The organism is Klebsiella planticola ATCC 33531 (genome assembly GCF_000735435.1).
In the GTDB taxonomy this organism is placed as follows: Bacteria; Pseudomonadota; Gammaproteobacteria; order Enterobacterales; family Enterobacteriaceae; genus Klebsiella; species Klebsiella planticola.
The window spans coordinates 25,216-47,285 of the sequence record NZ_JMPP01000044.1; the positions used below are offsets into that span (position 1 = coordinate 25,216).

A 22,070-nucleotide genomic window follows, 5' to 3' on the forward strand; every position below is an offset into this window, starting at 1 on the left:
TGTACAGAGATTGAGTTGAGGTTTGCTATGACCATTCGTTATGCCTGCAAAGAAGATTGCGCGGCGATTGCCGAAATTTACAACCACGCGGTGCTGCACACCGCCGCCATCTGGAATGACAAAACCGTCGATACCGATAACCGCATCGCCTGGTTTGAAGCGCGTCAGCTGGCAGGCTACCCGGTTCTGGTGAGCGAAGAAAACGGCGTGGTGACCGGCTATTCTTCGTTTGGCGACTGGCGCGCATTTGACGGCTTTCGCCATACCGTCGAACATTCAGTCTACGTCCACCCCGACCATCAGGGTAAAGGATTAGGCCGCAGCCTGCTGGTGGCGCTGATTAAGGAGGCCCGTCGCCTGAACAAACATGTCATGGTGGCCGGTATCGAAGCGCAAAACCAGGCCTCTTTGCATCTGCATGAAACGCTCGGGTTTGTCACCACCGGGCAGATGCCGCAGGTCGGCACAAAATTTGGCCGCTGGCTGGATCTGACCTTTATGCAGCTCCAGCTCGACGATCGTCGCGATCCGGACGCCAGCGCATGAACGCTTCGCTGACCCTCGCCTGTCTGATTGCCGCAGGCGTCGGACTGGTGGTGCAAAATACGCTGATGGTGCGCATTACGCAGTCCGCCTCCACAATACTCATTGCGATGCTGCTGAACTCGCTGGTGGGGATTGTGATTTTTGTTACCATTCTGCTGCTGCGCCACGGTGCGGCGGGCTTTCAGGAGCTGGCGCTCAGCATAAAATGGTGGACGCTCATTCCAGGATTACTGGGATCGTTTTTTGTCTTCGCCAGCATCAGTGGCTATCAGAACGTTGGCGCCGCCACCACCATCGCGGTGCTGATTGCCAGCCAGCTGGTGGGGGGATTAGCGATGGATATCATTCGCGCTCACGGCGTGCCGTGGCGGGCGTTGCTGGGGCCGCTGTGCGGCGCGGTGATGCTGGTGGCAGGCGCCTGGCTGGTGGCCAGACGCCAGTTTTAGCGCGCAATATCAGAGAATGGCGCCGCCTTTATTCAACTGCTCGCGGCGCGTTTCCTGCTCTTCATGCTGCTGACGGCCGTGGTGGGCAATCGTGGTGCGTAAACGCTGCTGCTGGGTATAGCGTTCGTCGCGGCTCAGCTCAGCATCGTCACTCAGCGCCACCAGCAGTTCATTCATGTGAGTAATCACCCCTTCGGCGATCGCCGCATCGACACGGGCGATAACGTCATCCAGATGTGCCATATGTGCTCCTTTCGGCTTAGTTCAATTTAACCTTCGAAAAATCGCTCCCCATCAGGCTCACGCTATACCCGCTAACGTTGCTGCGCGTGGCGTAGAAGGTTTTCCCGGTCGCCAGGGTAATCCATGGCGCCTGCTGATAAAAGATCTCTTGCGCCTGACCATATAGCGCGGCGCGTTGTTGCGGATCGCTGACCAGAATCGCTTTTTTGACCAGCGCGTCATACGACTTATCGCACCAGCGGGCAACGTTGGAGCCGCTCTTGATATTATCACAGCTCAGCAACGTCCCGGCAAAGTTGTCCGGGTCGCCATTGTCCGACATCCAGCCAAACAGGGCGCTGTCGTGTTCGCCTTTACGCATGCCGGAGAGATATTCCCCCCACTCATAGGTGACGATTTTGGCCTTGATGCCCACTTTGCTCCAGTCGTTCTGAATCATTTCAGCAATGCGACGCGAATTGGGGTTGTAGGGGCGCTGTACCGGCATCGACCACAAGGTCACCTCCGCCCCGTTTTCCAGCCCGGCCTGCTTCAGCAGCGCTTTAGCCTTTTGCGGATCGTAGGCGTAATCCGGCAGATCTTTCTTATAACCGAGCATATTCGCCGGCAGTGGAGATTTGGCCACCACGCCCGAATCCATAAACACCGCTTTGACGATTGCCTGTTTGTCGGTGGCGTAGTTCAGCGCCTGACGTACCAGCACGTTATCAAACGGTTTTTTCTCGGTATTAAACGCCAGATAGCCGACGTTCAGCGCTTCAACAGCATGCAGCGCCAGATCTTTATTGCCCTTGATCGCGGCAAACTGCACCGGCGACGGCGCCGGGATAATCTGACATTCGTTGGTTTGCAGCTTCGCCAGGCGAGTCTCGACATTCGGGGTGATGGAGAAAATCAGATGCTTTGTCGGCACCTCGCCTTCCCAATAATGCGGATTGGCAATGTAGCGGATAAGCGAATCGACTTTATACTGCTGAAGCACATACGGACCGGTCCCGACAGGCCAGGTATCAACATACTCCGGCGTGCCTTTCTTCATCATGGCATCGGCGTATTCCGCGGAGAGTATTGAGGCAAAATCCATTCCCCAGTCGGCGAGGAAGGCGGCATTCGGCTCCGTCAGTACAAACTGGACATGATAATCATCGACCTTTTTCACCTCTTTAATCAGCTTATCCAGCCCGACATCGTGAAAATATTCATAGTTGCCTTGCGAAACGTTATGGTACGGATGTTTCGCATCCTGTTGACGCAGGACGGAGAACAGCACGTCATCGGCGTTGAAATCGCGGGTCGGAGTAAAGTACTTATTGCTGTTGAACTTCACTCCTTTACGCAGGGTAAAGGTCCAGGTTTTGCCATCTGGCGACACGGTCCACGCAGTGGCCAGCGAAGGGATCGGCGTGTTTTTAACCGGATCAAAGGTGATCAGACGGTTGTAGAGCACCTGTGAGCTGGCCACAAACGAGGGGCCGGAGCTGGCAATCTGCGGGTTAAATGATTCCGGCGAGGCTTCGGAGCAATAGATCAGCGTATCGTTACCGGCCGCCCATGCGGCGCCGGCCGGCAGCCATGCGCTTAACGCCAGCGCAATCAACGTTTTCCCTGTAGACATGGTTATAAACCTTATCAATTTGTTATAAGTGCTCTAATAACAGCACAGCGGCATGCAACCGGCAAATAATCAATCGGTATCAGGTTATGCTGAAAGCGCTGTTTTCGCCGGTTTATTGTCCAGTCCGGGCCAGCCTGCTGAAGTTGTGAACTGCCTATAAAACCCGAAAAAAAACGTGCGATAACCGCCCTGCCTGCCCCACGCGGTCTCGTCGCCCGATACACTCGGAAAACCGCAGAACGCCGCACAACGAGGTTTTCCCATGACAATAACCTGCAACTTATATACCCAAGGCCAGTGGCATGATGCTGAAGGCCAGGCTACCTTTACCCGTGCCAATCCGCTCAGCGAACAGCCCGCGTCCATCGCATCGGCGGCGAGCCTGGCCGATGCCCGACGCAGCGTCGAAGCCGCCGCTGCCGCCTTCCCGCAATGGCGCGATACGCCCCCCGCCGAACGTCGTCGCCTGCTGCTGGAGGCGGCGGAGCAAATGCAGCATCGTGAAGCAAAATTCATCGCCGCCATGTCAGCTGAGACGGGCGCGACGGCGCACTGGGCGGGTTTTAACGTTCATCTTGCCGCCGACATTTTGCGTGAGGCCGCCGCCCTCACCACCCAGATCGAAGGGCAGATTATTCCGTCGAATGTACCGGGCAATCTGGCCATGGCCGTGCGTCAGGGGGCTGGGGTGGTACTGGGGATGGCGCCGTGGAATGCGCCGCTGATCCTCGCCACGCGCGCGATTGCGACACCGTTAGCCTGCGGGAATACGGTGATCCTGAAAGGGGCGGAGATGTCGCCCGCCAGTCAGGCGCTGATTATTGATGCGCTGGCTGCGGCGGGATTACCGGACGGCGTCGTGAACTATCTCACCTGCGAGCCGGCGGATGCGCCCGCGCTGGTGGAGTCGCTTATCGCCCATCCGGCAGTGCGCCGCGTCAACTTTACCGGCTCCACGCCGGTCGGACGCATTATCGCCCGCACCTGCGGAGAGCACCTGAAACCGGCAGTGCTTGAACTGGGCGGCAAAGCGCCGCTGCTGGTCCTCGACGATGCCGATCTCGAACAAGCGGCGGCCGGCGCCCTCTTTGGCGCATTCGCTAACGCCGGGCAGATCTGTATGTCGACCGAGCGCATTATCGTCGACCAATCAATAGCCGACGCCTTTATCGCTCTGCTCAGTCGCCGCGCGGCAACCTTGCCCGCCGGGCTGATGGGGCCGGTTGTCGATATGAAGACCGTCACACGCTGCAATGAGTTGATTGACGACGCGCTGGCCAAAGGGGCCCGGCTGTTAACCGGTGGTAAAGCCGACACCACCCAGATGCGCGCCACCCTGCTTGATGGAGTGACCCGCAGCATGCGGATATGGCAGGAGGAATCCTTTGGCCCGGTAAAAGCCATTATCCGGGTGCAGGGTGAGCAGGAAGCGCTGACGGTAGCCAACGAAAGCGAATACGGGCTCTCCTCGGCGGTATACAGTCGCGACACCGCCCGGGCGTGGAATGTAGCCCAGAGATTGCAAACCGGCATTTGCCACATTAATGGCCCCACCGTGCACGATGAAGCGCAAATGCCGTTTGGCGGCTGCAAAGCTTCCGGCTACGGACGCTTCGGCGGCCGCGCAGCTATTGCCGAGTTTACCGAACTACGCTGGATAACGCTGCAGACCAGTCCGCGCGAACTACCGTTTTAACCCCCGGTTCTGCCGGTTAGCCCGTTCTCCTAACCGGTTTAAACCGCGCCAGTGAGCAGCCGTTGTGCGGAAGGCTGACCGCGGAACGGTCGCAATGCCATTGCGACCGCACGCCACGGCGAAAGGTTGCGGGTCCCTAACCAGCGCATCTCCTGCCAACCGGGCAGAAAAGTCGTTCCCGCTGAACGCCAGCGTCTACGCACGCCACGGCTGGCGGTTCCGGCCTCCGCGCGGTCGGGCAAACTAATCACCCCGGCGATATTTCGCCGTCCGCCTGAGCACGGCTGAAGAATTGCGCCATACAATCGGCCAGGGCAACGGGATTCTCCCAGGCCATAGAGTGGCCCGCATCCGGCACCACCAGCAGCGGAATACCGGCGGCGACAACATCGTCAGCCTCCTGAGCAGGAAGCGACAGTTCACCATAAATCAGCGCCTTGCGGCAGGATAATTGCTGAAAGCGCGCGAACCAGGACGGCGACACCCCATCAACCAGGCTGCTGGCCCCTCGCCATACCGCCCAGGGTGCGCTGTTTTGCAGACACCCGGCCCAGGGAGAGGTTTCCGCTGCCAGCAGATCGGCAAAGCCGCGCGCCACAAACCCGGCTTCCGGTTGGGCGGCGATAGCCCGACTGTACATGCCACCACCGGCATAAAGATTGGGTTCGGAGACCAGCAGAGCCTGGACCCGGCGGCCCAGAAGCTCAGCCGCTTCAATAGCAATACTGCCGCCCATGCTGTGCCCGAACAGTGAGCAGCGAGTCAGTTGCAGACTGTCAAGCAGCTCCACAACAACCCGCGCCTGTTCAGCGGTGCCGTAACCAAAGGATCCAGGCTTGTCGCTATAGCCAAAGCCTGGCAGGTCGATCAGCAGGGCCCGCTGACCGGAAAAAGCCGGATCGGTCACCACGCCTGGATAATCATAAGAGGATGCACAACCCAACCCGTGAATAAAGACCACCGGGTCGCCGTGCCCTGGGAAATCAAACCAGCGCACGGTCGCGCCAGCGAATGAGGAAAAATAGCTCTTCATAAGGTTACCCCGCCAACAGTTACTGTATTTTTATACAGTAACATTATGACGGTTGCCATCGCTTTATGCTGTCAGAATAACGAGACCAGCAGCGCCATCGGAAAGCTAAACGGCCAGGTGGCGCCAATCAACAGTGCGGCCAGCAGGCGAATCAACCGGCTTTCTTTTGTCAGAAACCAGCTAATGATCGCACAAATACATCCCATAACTGCATAAAAAACCAGCATTTTCTGGTATAAGGTCATTCTTCTTCCTTCCCTGATAAGCCTCATTATGATACGGAGATGAGCGGCACCAGGAGTGCGACACAGTCCGCAAAATCACACAATGAATAGCGCGCTTAATCAGCGGAAAACAGCCAATTCATCCTTGTCTGATAGCACTTCCTTTCGCCTCGTACTATACCTGTAGAGGCTTACTCATAAAGGTGGCGTTATGGATGTTTCCAGCAAAACCGTAATTCTGATTAATGTCGGCGTAGCTTTCGCGCTTATCAGCCTGTTATCTGTTCGTTTTGGTTGGTTTTACTGATTTTATTCAGCAAAGAAACCTAAAAAAGCAGCCTCTGCGGGCTGCTTTTTTACGCTTTAATCGCGACGGTTTTATCCGCGCGGGTCTGAGCCTGAAGCTCGGCATTAGCCTTTATATATTCAGGGTTATAGTCAGGCAGCAGATTAATTTTTTCATTATCCCATTCAGCCGCTGCGCAGATGGACTCGCTGACCCCCTGCTGTTCACAAAGGCTAATATGCCGGGCAGGTAAATTGCCATACACCATTGCCGTGGCGCAGGCCACTGACAGAAAAAAAGCTATTTTTTTCAAAACAAGATCAACGTCAAAGTAACAAATTATGACAAATGTTCGCATGAGCCTGCCTGTAAAGTCAAACCTCAAACATCCTTTTACCCCCTGGCCGCCGCGGCCGGACAGTGTTTTTTAACATTTGATCTACACAATGTAGCAGAACAAGTAGTAGAACAAAATGTAGTTGAACCCAAAGAGGCCTCTGTCGATCCCCTTTCATTCTCCAGCGTCCATCTCTGCAGCTTACTGGACAATATGAACAATTTTCCTCATTGCCTCCATGAAAGTAATCTGCTCAGGTGAAATTAAAAGGGAATAACTGTCTGATGTCTTACATGACGTCGCGAAAGGTTCGACGAATAATAAAAATAGTGTATAAGAACAAACCTAAAAAACATCATAAATCATACGGTAAATTAATGACGGATAATAAAAAAACCTCCGGAAATTGACTAAAAATGCGGAAGAACTTACACAATCCGTTCAAGAAAACCAGTAAACAAAACACCACAACACACTGTTTTATAACAAATAAACAAATCAACCCTCTATTTTCAACACTGACTGACAATGCACTTATCAGTAAATATCATTTGCGTTCTCATCTTTTAGAAATTACATTCTTAATTGCATATTTTGACCTTTTTTGCTTTTACTCATTTATTTTGGGGTGGTACATGTCTGGAATTATTGTGCTTATTGTGGCACTGCTATTGCTGGTAATTGCAGCGTATAATCTGGTTTCTTACATTCGCGATCGTCGTCAGTCTGGTTTACCGACAAAAAAATCAAAGCGATAGCTCGACGCGCGCGTGACAACATCCTGCGGATACGCCAGAAAACATTTTACTCACTGCGACTTCATGGGTGACAAATAACACCACAGTTCATGCGGGAAATAGAACATTCCGGCATCTCTGCGTCCCTCTCTAACCTATTGTGCCGACGTTATAGCCACCAACAAAAAACCCCTGTATTGAATACAGGGGTTTTATTGTGGATTGCCGCAGCGATGGAAATGTTATCTGATGAGTTTTCTGTCTGTCCGCGCTGAAAGGCAGATTACACGCCCCACCCGGCGCTTATCTCCGGCACTCATTGGCTTAGCTCTTGAAGGGGCATAAGAATCCTCTCATATTTCACTGCTTCTGTTTTAGCAATAACTGCCATTGTGACTATTAGCAAGCTAATGCACGCAGAGAGTGACTATCCCGGCCGTAACAAGCTCGCGATCGCCCAGGCACCGCCTCATACTCATAGCCGACCCCTGAAGGTTGCCCCATTCGCAGCAGCAGGCATAAAAAAGGCCGCCCCGGCGACCTTTATCTTTCACATCAGCTTGATCCTGACGTCGTATCCGTCAAGACCCGACATGGTTTCGTGAGCAACAAACTCAATTTCAGAGACTTCTTGCCCCGTTTTCTTGCGCAGTTCTGCAACCTTTTTGCTAATCAGCGCCGAGATCTCTTCTTCAGCTTTACGAGTCAGCTCTTCGCTTTTCATTGGTCAACTCTCCTTGAATTTCACGATGTCGTTTAGCGTAAGGGTTGTCCCGCGTTAGCCGAAAGCCAACCCTAATCCATTATAAACAATAGGTTATCTTCATTGAAGCTGTTTTTTGTCATCGGTTGTTAGTGATATCGAGCCCCGTATCACAACGCCATTTTTTAAGCATAGTACGCCCACCCTGCAGAGGAAAGAACATGGCGGTCAGACCGTTTTTCCGCTTGAAGAGCCTCCCGGATTTGCCCAGGTCTTTGGTATAGATTGTCTCTTCTGCATCGGTAAAATTGCCTGCGGCATAGGCGCTCATGTGCCAGCCCTCTAGTGCTATTGATGCAAATTGCTGCCATGTCGTGTCAATTTGACGCACTCCCTGCCGAATACTATTCCACGCCATCAGATACCGCCTACAGAACGGCGATGTATTGCGATAAACAGGGATACTGAGAGCCATTTCCCGGCTTTGCTACTGTATTTTCTTTAACTGCACGCGAAAATACGCAATATTTAGCAGCAGATCGGCGGAGAGTATTTCATCAGCCCCCTTCAGATTGTCACTATAAGGAAGAATGAATAATGGCGAGGACTTATTATCTCGGTTGTGTTCTGCTGCTGGCCTCCTCATCCGCCAGTGCGGGATGCTGGGTTATTGAAAACTTGCGGGGTTCTGGCGCCTATGAGTACAACCAATTTGCCATTAAAAACGATGGTTTCGCCGAGAAAGTAGTGGTGGTAAATATTGATAAAAAATCCCCTTCCGTGACCGACAGCATCATGAACTACACCGTGTTAAGCCCAACGGCCATGACCGGAACCTATGCCACGGAGCTGGGGCTGACTATCCAGACATGGCAAATTTCCACCGATGAGACCAAAGCGATGATGACGATTAACCGAACCAACAAAAATAACGTCTTACAGGATGCCGTCGCATCTTTTATCGGCGATGTTAAAGCCAGATGTGACCATTAATCTCTCCTGTTGCTGCGCTCCTTGGACAATTCAGGCAGCCATAGCGCGGCGACGATCTCCGAACGGCACCTTCGCCGTTCACGGTTCAGCGGCTTCCCCATCATGGCGGCAACAGACATTCGGCTTCTGTCGGCACTTAATGTTTTATCAACATGGTCTCTCACCTCCGTTTATCGCCGGGTGCGGTGTGTTATAACTAAGTACCCCGGAAAGCAGGGCCACGGAAAAGTCTAAAACGTAACTCTGGAGAGTGTTGACAGGTGCACGCGATAAGAAAGTTCAGTCTGATTTGGTGTATTAGTTTAACCGGTTGTGTTGTCGCCGATATGGATTCAAGTAACTATGACTATTTTCCATATGTTCAGACGTTCCAGAATCCACAGACGATGGGCCATACTAACGTGCAAAAACGCCGAAATGATTTGTACGAGTGCGGCGTGGACAGAAAGTTTTCGCTCAATTCATGGGATAACAAATTCATTCGTAACGGTGTGCCGCCCGGTGAAACAATAGCAGAGCACGACGCCAGAACTAAAAAAATCGAGGACTGTATGAAGTCAAAAGGATATGTACTTCTGGATTTCTCGGAATGCGGACCACGAAAAAAACCGAGCGGTTTGTGTAATTAGCGCTGGTTCGATAAAGTCAGGCCCCGGACTGGATTAACAACCACGCCCCTGATGGTCTGGATTATGAGCCCGTCACCAGCTCAGATCATTGTCTGGCGGAAGATGGAAGCGTCGCTCCCCTACCATTACCAGCGCCACCGGGTTCAAACACCGGAAAGCGCATGAGTCTCGACATGCATTTGCATTCCGGGCAATAAACGCCGGGGCAAACCCACGTTTTATCACCTACCAGTACACCTCTGCACAAATGGTTTTCAGCGTTTACGGGAAAGGGATGTGCGCCCAAAATGGCGATCAGATTGCCCTGTTGAACAGTCATGCTGACCTCAATGTCCCACAGAGGCCCCATAAAAAAGTGGCTGGAATATAAAAACAATTTATTACAGCCACTTAACATCACATCAATGCTTTATCATCACATGACGCACGACGGTGTAGTCTTCCAGGCCGTACATCGACATATCCTTACCATAGCCGGAAAGTTTCTGCCCACCGTGCGGCATCTCGCTGACCAGCATAAAGTGCGTATTGACCCAGGTACAGCCGTACTGCAGACGCGCGCTCAGACGATGAGCCCTGCCCACATCGCGAGTCCATACCGACGAAGCCAGGCCGTACTGCGAGTCGTTGGCCCATGCCAGCACCTGATCTTCATCGCTGAACGACGTCACGCTGACCACCGGGCCAAACACCTCACGCTGAACAATATCATCCTCTTGCTTTGCGCCAGCCAGCAGCGTCGGCTGATAGAAATATCCCTTGCCAGCCACCTGACTTCCTCCGGTCACCACCTGGATATGCGGTAACGCGCGTGCAGCTTCAACCGCTGCGCTGACCCGCTCCAGATGCGCCTGCGAACTCAGCGGCCCCAGTTCAGTGGCGGGATCGTCCGGCTGGCCAATTTTCAGCGTAGCCACGGCCGCGCCCAGTTTCTCCACCAGCCGATCGTAGATCCCCTGCTGGGCATAAATGCGACAGGCAGCGGTACAATCCTGCCCGGCATTATAAAAACCGAAGGTTCTCACCCCTTCCACCACGGCATCGATATCCGCATCGTCAAACACGATCACCGGCGCTTTGCCGCCCAGTTCCATATGCGTGCGTTTTATCGATGAAGCCGTATGGCCGATAATATGGGCGCCGGTGGCAATCGACCCGGTGAGCGACACCATGCGCACTTTCGGATGGCCGGTCAGCGGATCGCCCACGGTTTTACCTCGGCCAAACAGCACGTTCAGCACGCCGGCAGGGAGAATCTCTCTGGCCAGCTCAGCCAGCTTCAGCGCCGTCAGCGGCGTAATCTCTGACGGCTTGATGACCACGCAGTTGCCGGCCGCCAGCGCCGGCGCCAGCTTCCACGCAGCCATCATTAACGGATAGTTCCACGGCGCGATAGAGGCCACCACGCCAACCGGATCCCGGCGAATCATCGAGGTGTGCCCCTCCAGGTATTCGCCCGCCGCCATGCCCGGCAGACAGCGTACCGCGCCGGCAAAGAAGCGGAACACATCGGCGACGGCGGGCAGCTCATCGTTCATCACGCAGTGCAGCGGTTTACCGCAGTTTAAGGATTCCAGCTTCGCCAGCGCTTCAGCGTGGTCGGTAATCGCCTCCGCCAGCTTTAACAGAGAGTCCGCGCGGGTTTTCGGCGTCGTCTGGCTCCAGCTGACAAAAGCCCGATCCGCTGCCTCAACCGCCGCGTTGACCTGGGCCTCCGTGGCTTCCGCAATCTCCAGAATGACCTCACCATTAGCAGGATTGAATACTGGCACCATTTCGCCTTCACCCGCCACTAACTCACCGTTAATCAAAAGGTTATGTTGCATAGCATTATCCTGTAGAAATAAATTATTTACTGTTTTCAGCGCTCATGTCGCTATCACGGGTAAGCCACCAGGCACCCAAAATGGGTATCGTCGTCACCAGCATCACCAGCAACGCGACCACGTTGGTCACCGGTACATCGCGCGGGCGCCCCAGCTGATTCAACAACCACAGCGGCAAGGTCCGCTCATGTCCGGCGGTAAATGTCGTAACGATAATTTCATCAAACGATAACGCGAACGCCAGCATTCCTCCCGCCAGCAGCGCCGATCCCAGATTCGGCAGCACCACATAGCGAAAGGTCTGCCAGCCCGTTGCGCCTAAATCCATTGATGCCTCCACCAGACTCCACGACGTCCGGCGAAAACGGGCGATGACATTATTGAACACCACCACCACGCAAAACGTGGCATGCCCCACGACGATAGTGAGCAGGCCAGGTTCCAGATTAATCGCCTTAAAGGCCGTCAACAGCGCAAGTCCGGTAATAATCCCCGGCAGCGCGATCGGCAACAGCAGCAGTAACGACACGGCATTTTTGCCAAAAAACGTACTGCGCCATAATGCGCCTGCAGCCAACGTGCCAAGTACCAGCGCAATCGCCGTCGACATCGCGGCGATTTTAAGTGACAACGTCACGGCCTCGATAATATCGCTGCGCCCTGCCGCCTCGCTGAACCAGCGGAGCGTCAGCCCCTGAGGTGGAAAGCTAAAGGCGGCATCTTCGGTATTGAACGCATACAGCGCGATAATCAGCAGCGGAAAATGGAGGAAAATCACTCCGCCCCAGGTGGCGACTTTGAGGAACAGCGGTGCCCGTTCAGAGTGCATCGAACGCTCCCAGGCGCTTCACGAACGCCAGATAGAGGGCAATCAGCACAATCGGTACCAGGGTAAATGCGGCTGCCATCGGCATGTTGCCGATCGCCCCCTGCTGGGAATAGACCATATTGCCAATAAAGAAGCCGGGCGGCCCCACCAGCTGCGGAACGATAAAGTCCCCCAGCGTCAGGGAGAAGGTAAAAATCGACCCGGCGGCAATGCCAGGGATCGCCAGCGGCAGAACCACGTGGCGGAACGTCTGCCGCGGGCGGGCGCCAAGATCGGCGGAAGCCTGAAGCAGCGAAGGCGGCAAGCGTTCCAGCGCCGCCTGTACCGGCAGGATCATAAACGGCAGCCAGATATAGACGAACACCAGAAAACGGCCGAGGCCTGAGGTCGACAGCGTATTTCCGCCGACCGCCGGAATCGTCAGTACCAGGTTCAACACCCCCTCCAGCCCGAGATGCCCGAGAAACCATTGCGCCACGCCATCTTTCGCCAGCAGTAACGTCCAGGCGTAGGCCTTCACGATATAGCTCGCCCACATGGGCAGCATGACGGCAATATAGAAGAATGCTTTCATTTTGCCGCGGGTATAGCGAGCCATATACCACGACATCGGCAAAGCCAGCACCGCGCTGGCAATCGTCACCGACAGCGCCATCACCAGCGTGCGGACAATGATGTCGTAGTTCGCCGGATTAAACAGCGCTTTAAGGTTGGCAAGCGTCAGATCCGTGGTGACCGACATGGTGAAATCATCAAAGGTATAGACGCTTTGCCACAGTAAAGTCAGCAGCGATCCCAGATAGACAATGCCGAACCACATTAACGGACCCAGCAGGAGTAAGAACAGGCCCAGCGATGGCCTGCGCCAGAAGAGTCCGGACAGACGCCCGGACGGCGCGCGTGGAATGACCATCGTCATCTCAGCCCCCTTGTTCCAAAGGCACCATCGCCGAACGTGACCACGAAGCCAGCACCGTTTGTCCGGTCTGCGGCGCGCTGGATGCCATCCCGCCATCGCTGTTCGCCTGGCTGACCAGCAGCTTGTCGCCATTCGCCAGCTTCAGTTCGATACGCGTTGCGGCCCCCTGGTACTGAACCGCCTGCACCACGCCCTGAACCTGCACTTCTCCGCCGCTGTTCAGGCGAATATGTTCCGGTCGCAGTGACCAGACCCCGCGCATCCCGCACAGGCGGGCGGCAAGATCGCTATCAAATACGTTAGCGGTGCCGACGAAGCCGGCGACAAACGCGGTTTTGGGACGCAGATAGAGATCGTGCGGGGCATCAACCTGCTCGATACGCCCGTTATTAAAGACCGCCACCCGGTCGGACATCGACAGCGCTTCGCCCTGGTCGTGGGTGACGAAGATAAAGGTGATCCCCAGCGTCTGCTGGAGCTTTTTTAGTTCAACCTGCATCTGCTCGCGCAGCTTTAGGTCCAGCGCGCCGAGCGGCTCATCAAGCAGCAGCACCCGCGGTTCATTCACCAGCGCACGGGCAATCGCCACCCGCTGCCGCTGTCCGCCGGAGAGCTGTGACGGTTTGCGGGTGTGCACAAAGCCGAGGGCCACCTTTTCCAGCGCCTCCTGCGCGCGAAAATGGCGCTCCTTTTTACCGATGCCTTTGACCATCAGTCCATAGGCAACGTTATCGAGGATCGACATATGCGGAAACAGCGCATAGTCCTGAAAGACGGTATTCACGTCGCGCTGCCACGGCGGCAGCTCACTGGCCTTGTGCCCGTAAATTGAAATCGCCCCGCCGGAGAGCTGCTCAAATCCGGCGATCAGCCGCAGGCAGGTGGTTTTGCCGGAGCCGGACGGCCCCAGCATGGAGAAAAATTCGCCATCACGGATCCCCATGTTGACGCCGTCCACTGCGCGAACGTCACCATAGAAACGTGAGACGTTGTGAAACTCTACCGCGTACGTCATGTTCTGCCTCCGGCCGATTACCGGCCGCCCATAATCGCGATATAGTCCTGTGTCCAGCGGCTGTAAGGTACGTATTTACCCCCTTCGGCTACCGGCGTTTTCCAGAATGCAATTTTAGAGAACTCGTTGTAGCCATTGGTTTCGCAACCTTTGTCACCCAGTAGCGCGCTCGCCTTACAGCCTTGCGGTACCACCGGCAACGAGCCGAACCACGCCGCCACGTCGCCCTGTACCTTCGGCGTCAGCGACCAGTTCATCCATTTATAGGCGCACACCGGGTGTCTGGCGTCGCTATGTAACATCGTGGTATCCGCCCAGCCGGTCACCCCCTCTTTCGGGAAGACGGTGGCAACCGGCTGGCCGTCGGCTTTTAAGCCGTTGGCCTGGTATGGCCACGCGCTCGAGGCCACCACGCCTTCGTTTTTGAAGTCGCTCATCTGAACGGTGGTGTCATGCCAGTAGCGGTGGATTAACCCATGCTGAGCGCGCAGCACCTTCAGCACCGCCTGATACTGTGCTTCGGTCAACTGGTAGGGATCGGTGATACCCAGCTGCGGCTGGGTGGCTTTCACGAATAGCGCCGCATCGGCAATATAGATAGGCCCGTCGTAGGCCTGGACGCGCCCTTGATTACTTTTACCATCGGAGAGTTTTTGCTCGACAAAGACCACGTTCCAGCTATCTGGCGGCGTCGGGAATATTTTGGTGTTGTACATCAGCAGGTTTGGTCCCCACTGGTACGGGGTGCCGTAAACTTTACCGCCGACGTTAAACCAGGCGCCTTTTTCAACGCGGGGGTCGAGGGTAGACCAGTTGCTAATCAGGGCCGTATTAATGGGCTGCACCCGCTTGCCCATAATTAAGCGCAAGGAGGCGTCACCCGAGGCGGTGACCAGATCGTACCCTCCTTTCGCCATCAGGCTGACCATCTCATCGGAAGTGGCGGCCGTTTTCACATTCACCTGACATCCGCTCTCTTTTTCAAACTGGGTGACCCAGTCATAATTTTTATCCGTCTGGCCACGCTCGATATAGCCCGGCCAGGCGATAATATCGAGCCGGCCTTCTCCTTTATCCAGCGAAGCGGGCGGTTCAGCGGCCTGCGCGGTCAGGATCGCCATACCCAGCGCACAGAGGCTGCCACGGGCAATTTTTTTGCTCATCGGGTGTTACTCCTGTCACAATAAAATTAGCGGCAGCCGTGCCGTAAAAATATCTCCCTTAATAACCATAGACGGCGCACTTACGCCCCCCGGAGAAATTTATTCAGGTTGTGACAAGGGGCGCATTCCACAAAAATCGATGAATACCTGGCAACAATATGGATTATAGACAAGGAGTTAGAGGCAGGATACGACTATGCGTATTTCCTATGACCACGGCCGGTAAAATATTAACCGGCCGGGCTTGATAATAATATTTAGTTATTTCATCAGCGGCTGTTTAGCCGTATAAAAATTCAGATCTTCAGCTCAGCTGCTCACGAATAAGTTCGCCGAGTCGTTTAACCCCTTGTTCTTCTCTTTCTCCCCAGCCCCACGCGGTATTAAAGCGGAAAAAAGAGGTCCAGCTGGCGGTGGTAGAAAACATTTTCCCGGGGGCAATACTGATGTTATCGCGCAATGCCCTGGCGCTCAGCTCTCCGGCATCAGCCCCTTCCGGCAGTTCGAGCCACAAAAAGTAGCCGCTGTCGCTGTGATGGATTTTCACCTCGGCGGGCAGATGGCGCAGCAGCGCCTGCCAGGCCTGCTGTTTACGCTCAGCCAGCTGGCGACGCAGGCGGCGGAGATGGGCGTCATAGCGCCGGGTAGAGAGGTAATCGACCAGCGCCATCTGCATCGGCGAACTGGTGGAGAGCGTGCTCATTAACTGCAGCTGCTGAATACGTCGGGCATGTTTACCGGCCGCCACCCAGCCGATTCGAAAACCGGGCACCAGGCATTTTGAGAACGAACTGCAGTGCAGCGTCATCTCCTGCCGGTCCCAGAATTTGGCGGGGAGCGGTTTTTCGCGGCCAAAATAGAGTTCGCTGTAGACATCATCTTCAATCAGCACCACGTTATAGCGCGCCAGCAGATCCACCAGCTGCGCCTTTTTCGCCGCACTCAGCGTAAAGCCGAGCGGATTCTGTCCGTTGGTCATCAGCCAGCAGGCCTTAACCGGGTAACTCTGCAAGGCCTGCTCCAGCGCGGCTAAATCAATCCCCTCTTTGACATCCGTCGCCACCGACAGCGCTTTCAACCGCAGCCTTTCCAGCGCCTGCAGCGCGCCGTAAAAACAGGGGTTTTCCACCACCACCCAGTCTCCTGGCTCCGTCACCGCCTGCAGGCTGAGATTCAGCGCTTCCAGGGCACCCGCGGTAATAACGATTTCGTCCGGCGAGATATTCATCCCCTGCAGCGCGTAGCGCCGGGCAATCGCGTGGCGCAGCTCATCATTGCCCGGCGGCAGATTCTCAATGACGCTCATGGCGGTCGCAGTTTTGCTCACCTGCGCCAGCGATCGATTAAGCTGCTGGAGCGGAAACAGTCGCGGGTCGGGAAATGCCGAGGCGAAGGGCAGCATCGAAGCCCGGCGGCTGGCCTGCAGCACCTCAAAAATGTAGGTGTTGATATCCACCGCTTCATCACGGGTCACCTGCGCAGGCGGTGGCGGCTGGCGGAGTCTGACTGGTTTTGGCGCCACGTAGTAGCCGGACTGCGGACGGGCAATAATCCGGCCCTGACTTTCCAGCAGCTGGTAGGCATGGCTGACGGTCATAAAACTCATCCCGCTGCTAACTACCTGCTCGCGTAGCGAAGGCAGCCGATCGCCGGGTTGCCAGACGCCGAGCGCAATCTGTTCGGTCAACTGCTGCGCAAGCTGCTGATACTTTTTCATGAGGAGTCTCGCGGTTCAGGTTTGCGCCTATAGTATATCAGCAATGAAAAAATAGCCGTTTATAAAAACTGTTATAGCTCTGGTCGCGCCGATTTCTGGTCCCGACGCTATCGACACTGGCTATTTTTTAGATCTTATGCTTAACAAATGAGTTACATGTCACAAATTGCACGTAAAGCTTTCCCGGCGCTTTGACACCCGCCGTTCACCGCTCTAGAGTTCAGCCTACAGATTTTAGATTAGAGACTATCTGTCATTCATTAAGATGGTCTCTCATTGCCTTTCCTGTATGTAGCGGCCTTCTTTCGAATATTTGCAAAGGGGACCGCTATGTCTGTTCATAAAAATACAAGCAAAAAAAATATTCGCGGCATTGACGATATAATTCAGTTTATCGATGCACAGCCGAATATTACAGGTAAAGCCGGCATTATCTGGTGGCTGGCACTCGGCGGGTTATTTTTAGACGCCTTCTCTAATTCAGCATTAAGCGCCGGGCTCAATCCGATGACCCGGGATTTACAGCTAAGCGCTACGGACGTGGCGATGCTGACCTCTTTTTCTTCATGGATTGCCATTATTTTTAATCCCGTCGGCGGCTGGATCGCCGACCGCTGGGGGCGGGTCACGCCGCTGATTGCGGCAAAAATATGTGCCGTTCTCGGTGCCATTCTCGTCACTTTCTCCCATGATTTCAATTTGATACTTACTGGCCGATTCTTTGTGGGCATAGCCTACGGCATGGATTTCGCGGTGGCGATGGCGCTGCTCGCGGAGTTTACCCCGGCGCGCTTTAAAAGCCGGCTCAATACCTGGCAAGGAGTCTGGTATGTCGCCGTCTGCTTAAATCTGGTACTGGCGTTGTTATTTTATTCATGGCAGGTCGGCGATACTATCTGGCGCTATTCGGTGGCCGCAACCGCGCTTTGCGGAATAATCATTTTGCTGCTGCAAATACGTTATCTGGTTGAAAGTCCGGTGTGGTTAGCGCGTAAATCGCGCTTGCCTGATGCGGTCACAGCGATGCAAAAAATATATGGCGATCGTTTTATTCTCGCCCCCACCAGCGAACAAAAACCGATAATTGGCCAGGCGCAAAAAGGAATTAAAAACGTTTTGCTTATTTTTCGCGGTGTCTATTTACCTCGTACAATTCTGGCATCGACGGTACAGATCTGTCAGTCGATTCAATATTTCGGCGTGGGCTGGTATCTCCCGGTCATCAGCGCCAGTCTGTTCGGTAAAAACTTTGTCTACGCAACGCTTGGTTCACTATTTTTTAACATATTCGGTATTGTCGGCGGTTTTCTGTCACCGGAGATCGGTCGTCGTCTCGGTCTGCGCCGCTCCTCCGCTATCGGCTTCGCCATCGCTTTTCTGGTCCTGCTCACTCTCGGTTTGTTCAGCGACGGCATGCCGCTGTGGGTATCGCTGATGGTACCGGCTCTGTTTATTCTGTTTCATTCCGGCGGTCCGGGCGCCAACGGTAAGAGTCTGTCTTCTCTCTCCTTTCGCAGCGAATTACGCGCCGGAGCCAACGGCATCGTCGGCGCGTTAGGGGCGATTGGCGCTGCCATCGGTCTGTTTGTTTTCCCCATCTTTCGTGAAATGTACGGGCTACAGTCGACCTTTTTGATCATGTCGGCCGTCCCGCTTTGCGCCAGCATCGTCTGCTTCGTTATCTCCTGGGATCCGACGCGCACCACGATCCAACCGGATAACGAACCTGGCGCGCCGCAATTTTTACCCCCATCCCATCCCCCCCTGCAGCCTGTCGCGCAGGAAACAGGCCGAGGCACAAAATGAATGCACCGCAAAACGTTATTCTGTCGATTGATGAAGGTACTTCCGGCACCCGCGCGGCGGTCGTCGGCCAGGACGGACAGGTTCACTGTCTGGAATATCACCCGCTTCGAGTCATCAGCCCACGTCACGGCGTGGTGGAACAAGATGCCAACGAGATCCTGACTATGACGCTGGCGGTATGTCGCAAGACCATCGCCAAGGCGCAAAGCCGCAACATGCGCATTCAGGCACTTGCTATCGCCACCCAGCGCTCCACCGCCGTACTCTGGGATCGCGAGAGCGGCCAGGCGCTGGTGCCGGCGATGGTCTGGCAAGATGCTCGCTATGCCCGGACACTGGCGGACAAAGCCGGCGAATGGGACCAACCGTTGCTGAATCACACCGGCCGTCCGGTGGGGATTCGCTCGCCGTACCTGTGGGCCGCCCGCCATATTGCCGACACCCCGGCGATCGCAGCGGCGCACCGGGCCGGACGCCTGATGTTTGGGACCATCGATAGCTGGCTGCTCTGGCATCTCACCGAGGAGCGGCGCTGTCTGTCCACGCCGACCAATGCCACCTCGGCCGGCGCCTATCAGCTACGGGATCACCGTTACTACGCCCCGTGGCTGGCAGAGCTGGCCTTCCCGAGCGGACTGTTACCCACTCTGGTCGATGATGGGGAGATACTCGGCACCACGCAAAAATCGTTGCTCGGCATCGCCGTGCCGGTACTGGCCTGCATGGGCGATCAGTTTGCCGGCGCCGTCGGTCTGGGCTGCATCGCGCGCGGTCAATCCTTGTGTATGCACGGCACCGGCAGTTTTGTCGATCTGCTGGTTGGCGACCAGCTCCCGGCACTGCACGAGGCCGGTGAAAGCACGCTGGTGATGACCGCCAGACGCCAGCATGGGAAATCCCACTATTCCGTCGAAACCTTCGTCCCCACCAGCGGATCCGCCCTTAACTGGGTATGTGAAAATCTGGGCTGGTTCGACACCCCGGAGCAGATCAGCGATCTGGCAGCGCAAACCGCCAGCGCTGGCGGCGTAAGCTTTATTCCGGCGCTAACCGGGCTTCGGGTTCCGGTGCTGCAACCGCAGGCCCGCGCCTCGCTCAACGGTATTTCCATCTCCAGCACCCGCGCGCAGATAGCCCGGGCGATTCTCGAAGGCATCGCCCATTCGGTGGCCGCCTGCATTCGCGCCAACGAACAGGCCACCGGCCTCAGCGTCAGTGAACTGGTGGTGGGTGGTGGAATGTCCAACAGCGACACCCTGATGCAAATTCAGGCCGATCTGAGCGGCATTCCGGTTCTCAGAATGGCCGAAACGGCGCGCGCCAGCCTGCGAGGAGCCGCGTTTCTCGCCGGTTCCGGCGGTCTGCTCTGGGACTCATTACACGCGGCCTGTCAGACCGTGCAGGTCGCCCGTCGATTTATGCCATCCATAGATGGTGAATGCCGCCGGCAGCAGCGAACCCTCTGGGAGAGCCGTATCGCCCAGGAGCTGGCCACGGCCGCCACCCCATCTCATAATCAGGAGTAAAGGCGTTGATGAAGTTTTTTTCCGTCCCGTAAAGCCAACAAAGCGCGCAGCGAGATGTTCGACACCGCTCCGCTGCGCCTGCAGCGCGAAGAACAGCTGGACCGGCTGGCCAGCGATACCTTTGATATTTTGATCGTCGGCGGCGGCGTCACCGGCGCCTACATCGCGCTGGACGCCAGCCTGCGTGGCTATCGCGTGGCGCTGGTGGAAAAGAACGACTTTGCCTCCGGCACCTCGTCCAAATCATCAAAAATGGTCCACGGCGGCCTGCGCTATATCGAACAGGGGAATTTAGGGCTGGTGCGCCACTCGCTGCTTGAGCGTCAGCGTCTGCGCCGCAATGCCCGCCATCTGGTTCAGCGCCTGCCGTTTATGTTTCCGGTGCTGGATAAAAACGGCATTTTCGACAAACGCATGGCCTCCGCCTTTGAGAGCCTGCTGTGGACTTACGATCTGGCCGGCGGCTGGCGAGAAGGCATTCTGCACCAGAAACTCACGCCGGCGGAGGTGCTCTCCCACTGCCCGACGCTTAATGAAGAACAGCTTTCCGGCGGATTTATGTACTTTGACGCCAGAGTCGATGACGCCAGGCTGACGCTGGCCCTGGTACGCACCGCCGCATTTCACGGGGCGACGGTGGTGAACCATGCTCAGGTGATCGCCACGACCCGCGATGGTCATGGCAAAGTGAACGGCGTGCGGATCCTGGCCGACGAGCATGAGCTCGCGGTCAAAGCCCGGGTGGTGATTATGGCCACCGGCGTGTGGCTGCGCGACTGGGACGGGCAGAAAAAAGGCGCCTCGTCGGCACTACAAATCCGTCCGGCAAAAGGCGTCCATGTCGCGATTCCGTGGCTTAAAATTCGCAATGACTGCACGGTCACCATCCCCGTCGCCGGGCGCAAACGCCGCGCTACCATTACCCGCTGGGGCAATGTCTCCTATCTGGGTACCACCGATGAAGATTATGACGGTGACCTGGACGATGTGTGCTGCACCCGGGAAGAGCTGGATTTTCTGCTGGATGGTGCCAATTCCGCGCTCAAAACCCAGCTCACCGCGCAGGATGTGGTGGGCAGTATTGCCGGTTGCCGCCCGCTGATAGGCAGCCCCGGCGGAAAAACCGTGGAACTGAAGCGCAATCACGAAATTAACGTCGCGCCGGACGGCCTGATTACGATTGTCGGCGGCAAACTGACAACATCCCGGCATATGGCGGAGCAGACCGTCGATACGGCCGCGAAACTGCTGGGACGCAAACGCGCCTGCTCCACCAAAAACGCCTTTTTACTTGGGGCCGCTGGCTACGATCCGCAGGCAATTCTCGCTTCCGGCGGGCTCTCTGCCCATCTCGGTGAGCGTTATGGCGCCGAAGCCCATTTTGTCAGCGACCTCATCCACGCCAACCCGGGGTTAGACACGCCGATTATTGCCGGTCTGCCTTACACCGAAGCCGAAGTGGTTTACGCCATTCGCCATGAGCTGGCCGGCAGCGTCGACGACATTTTGTCACGTCGCTTACGCGCCCGGCTGATGGCGCGGGATGCCTCGGCCGCCGCCGCCGACCGCGTCGGCGAACTCTTACAGCAGGAACTCAACCTGGCCCCGGCAGTCGTTGCGCAGCAAATTGCCGCCTACCGGGCCGCCGTTAAACATGAAAAATCCATCCTTATGGGGAGCGCAGAATGATCAGTAAAGAAGCGATTAAGCGTGGTTATAACCGCGGCAATTATCTTGCCGGCGTCCACACGCCACCGGGCTGGGCCGCACAAAGTCAGGTC

General features: G+C 55.8%; 22 protein-coding genes. 9 read left to right on the forward strand and 13 right to left on the reverse strand.

The window, feature by feature from the left end:
- Positions 1-27: 27 nt before the first annotated feature.
- Both GRPL_RS07935 and GRPL_RS07930 read left to right on the forward strand, forming a co-directional pair.
- Positions 28-546, forward strand: a complete 519-nt coding sequence (locus GRPL_RS07935; RefSeq protein ID WP_032687873.1) for a GNAT family N-acetyltransferase — start codon at positions 28-30, stop codon at positions 544-546.
- The gene (locus GRPL_RS07930; RefSeq protein WP_032699971.1) at positions 543-992 is read left to right on the forward strand and encodes a DMT family transporter; all 450 of its coding nucleotides are present in this window, start codon (positions 543-545) and stop codon (positions 990-992) included. Before GRPL_RS07935 ends, GRPL_RS07930 begins: the two co-directional genes overlap by 4 nt.
- A gap of 9 nt (positions 993-1,001) precedes the next feature.
- Here the strand turns inward: GRPL_RS07930 and GRPL_RS07925 are convergent, their stop codons facing one another.
- Positions 1,002-1,235: a YdcY family protein gene (locus GRPL_RS07925; protein WP_004861582.1), complete on the reverse strand. Its 234-nt coding sequence runs from the start codon at positions 1,233-1,235 to the stop codon at positions 1,002-1,004.
- 16 nt (positions 1,236-1,251) lie between these two features.
- A complete protein-coding gene (locus GRPL_RS07920) occupies positions 1,252-2,850 on the reverse strand; it encodes an ABC transporter substrate-binding protein (protein WP_032699974.1) in 1,599 nt (532 codons plus the stop codon).
- A gap of 262 nt (positions 2,851-3,112) precedes the next feature.
- Between GRPL_RS07920 and GRPL_RS07915 the strand changes: the two genes are divergently transcribed.
- Positions 3,113-4,546: an aldehyde dehydrogenase gene (locus tag GRPL_RS07915; RefSeq protein ID WP_032699975.1), complete on the forward strand. Its 1,434-nt coding sequence runs from the start codon at positions 3,113-3,115 to the stop codon at positions 4,544-4,546.
- 247 nt (positions 4,547-4,793) lie between these two features.
- Here GRPL_RS07915 and GRPL_RS07910 read toward each other — a convergent pair whose 3' ends face one another.
- Together GRPL_RS07910 and GRPL_RS27015 are read right to left on the reverse strand one after the other, a co-directional pair.
- Positions 4,794-5,579 (reverse strand): alpha/beta fold hydrolase, encoded by a 786-nt coding sequence (locus GRPL_RS07910; RefSeq protein WP_032696283.1) that lies wholly within the window; start codon positions 5,577-5,579, stop codon positions 4,794-4,796.
- Between the two features lie 71 nt (positions 5,580-5,650).
- Positions 5,651-5,824, reverse strand: a complete 174-nt coding sequence (locus GRPL_RS27015) for a GhoT/OrtT family toxin (protein ID WP_004861568.1) — start codon at positions 5,822-5,824, stop codon at positions 5,651-5,653.
- A gap of 190 nt (positions 5,825-6,014) precedes the next feature.
- Between GRPL_RS27015 and yncL the strand changes: the two genes are divergently transcribed.
- The gene (gene yncL / locus GRPL_RS27020) at positions 6,015-6,110 is read left to right on the forward strand and encodes a stress response membrane protein YncL (RefSeq protein ID WP_064610873.1); all 96 of its coding nucleotides are present in this window, start codon (positions 6,015-6,017) and stop codon (positions 6,108-6,110) included.
- A gap of 49 nt (positions 6,111-6,159) precedes the next feature.
- Here the strand turns inward: yncL and GRPL_RS07905 are convergent, their stop codons facing one another.
- Complete coding sequence (locus GRPL_RS07905) at positions 6,160-6,447, reverse strand: hypothetical protein (RefSeq protein WP_050460915.1); 288 nt, start codon at positions 6,445-6,447, stop codon at positions 6,160-6,162.
- 614 nt (positions 6,448-7,061) lie between these two features.
- Between GRPL_RS07905 and GRPL_RS27835 the strand changes: the two genes are divergently transcribed.
- Entirely contained in the window at positions 7,062-7,184 is a 123-nt protein-coding gene (locus tag GRPL_RS27835; protein WP_086816685.1) for a small membrane protein, read from the forward strand.
- 529 nt (positions 7,185-7,713) lie between these two features.
- On the opposite strand, the gene GRPL_RS27030 is transcribed toward GRPL_RS27835, so the two are convergent.
- A complete protein-coding gene (locus tag GRPL_RS27030; RefSeq protein ID WP_032687879.1) occupies positions 7,714-7,887 on the reverse strand; it encodes a GnsA/GnsB family addiction module toxin in 174 nt (57 codons plus the stop codon).
- Positions 7,888-8,005: 118 nt separating this feature from the next.
- Entirely contained in the window at positions 8,006-8,197 is a 192-nt protein-coding gene (locus GRPL_RS0125825; protein ID WP_155274639.1) for a hypothetical protein, read from the reverse strand.
- Positions 8,198-8,463: 266 nt separating this feature from the next.
- On the opposite strand from GRPL_RS0125825, the gene GRPL_RS07895 reads away from it, so the two are divergent.
- A complete protein-coding gene (locus GRPL_RS07895) occupies positions 8,464-8,859 on the forward strand; it encodes a hypothetical protein (protein WP_032699977.1) in 396 nt (131 codons plus the stop codon).
- Positions 8,860-9,889: 1,030 nt separating this feature from the next.
- On the opposite strand, the gene patD is transcribed toward GRPL_RS07895, so the two are convergent.
- The 6 genes from patD to GRPL_RS07865 form a co-directional block, all read right to left on the reverse strand.
- Positions 9,890-11,314 carry an aminobutyraldehyde dehydrogenase gene (gene patD / locus GRPL_RS07890; RefSeq protein WP_032687881.1) on the reverse strand — a complete coding sequence of 475 codons (1,425 nt, stop codon included), beginning with the start codon at positions 11,312-11,314 and terminating at the stop codon, positions 9,890-9,892.
- A gap of 22 nt (positions 11,315-11,336) precedes the next feature.
- Positions 11,337-12,143 carry an ABC transporter permease gene (locus GRPL_RS07885; RefSeq protein WP_032687882.1) on the reverse strand — a complete coding sequence of 269 codons (807 nt, stop codon included), beginning with the start codon at positions 12,141-12,143 and terminating at the stop codon, positions 11,337-11,339.
- Positions 12,133-13,062 carry an ABC transporter permease gene (locus GRPL_RS07880; RefSeq protein WP_032699979.1) on the reverse strand — a complete coding sequence of 310 codons (930 nt, stop codon included), beginning with the start codon at positions 13,060-13,062 and terminating at the stop codon, positions 12,133-12,135. Before GRPL_RS07880 ends, GRPL_RS07885 begins: the two co-directional genes overlap by 11 nt.
- A 1-nt stretch (position 13,063) precedes the next feature.
- Positions 13,064-14,077, reverse strand: coding sequence for an ABC transporter ATP-binding protein (locus tag GRPL_RS07875; RefSeq protein WP_032687884.1), 1,014 nt, complete (start codon positions 14,075-14,077; stop codon positions 13,064-13,066).
- Positions 14,078-14,094: 17 nt separating this feature from the next.
- Positions 14,095-15,240 carry a putative ABC transporter substrate-binding protein YdcS gene (ydcS, locus tag GRPL_RS07870; protein ID WP_032699980.1) on the reverse strand — a complete coding sequence of 382 codons (1,146 nt, stop codon included), beginning with the start codon at positions 15,238-15,240 and terminating at the stop codon, positions 14,095-14,097.
- A 304-nt stretch (positions 15,241-15,544) separates the two neighbouring features.
- Positions 15,545-16,957, reverse strand: coding sequence for an aminotransferase-like domain-containing protein (locus GRPL_RS07865; RefSeq protein WP_032687886.1), 1,413 nt, complete (start codon positions 16,955-16,957; stop codon positions 15,545-15,547).
- Positions 16,958-17,287: 330 nt separating this feature from the next.
- Between GRPL_RS07865 and GRPL_RS07860 the strand changes: the two genes are divergently transcribed.
- Genes GRPL_RS07860 through GRPL_RS07850 form a run of 3 tightly spaced genes read left to right on the forward strand, consistent with a single transcriptional unit; the run spans position 17,288 to position 21,978 of the window.
- The gene (locus GRPL_RS07860) at positions 17,288-18,763 is read left to right on the forward strand and encodes an MFS transporter (RefSeq protein ID WP_032699981.1); all 1,476 of its coding nucleotides are present in this window, start codon (positions 17,288-17,290) and stop codon (positions 18,761-18,763) included.
- On the forward strand, positions 18,760-20,289 hold the full coding sequence (locus GRPL_RS07855; protein ID WP_032696287.1) for an FGGY family carbohydrate kinase: 1,530 nt from the start codon (positions 18,760-18,762) through the stop codon (positions 20,287-20,289). Before GRPL_RS07860 ends, GRPL_RS07855 begins: the two co-directional genes overlap by 4 nt.
- 54 nt (positions 20,290-20,343) lie before the next feature.
- Positions 20,344-21,978: a glycerol-3-phosphate dehydrogenase/oxidase gene (locus tag GRPL_RS07850; protein WP_050500323.1), complete on the forward strand. Its 1,635-nt coding sequence runs from the start codon at positions 20,344-20,346 to the stop codon at positions 21,976-21,978.
- Positions 21,979-22,070: the final 92 nt, after the last annotated feature.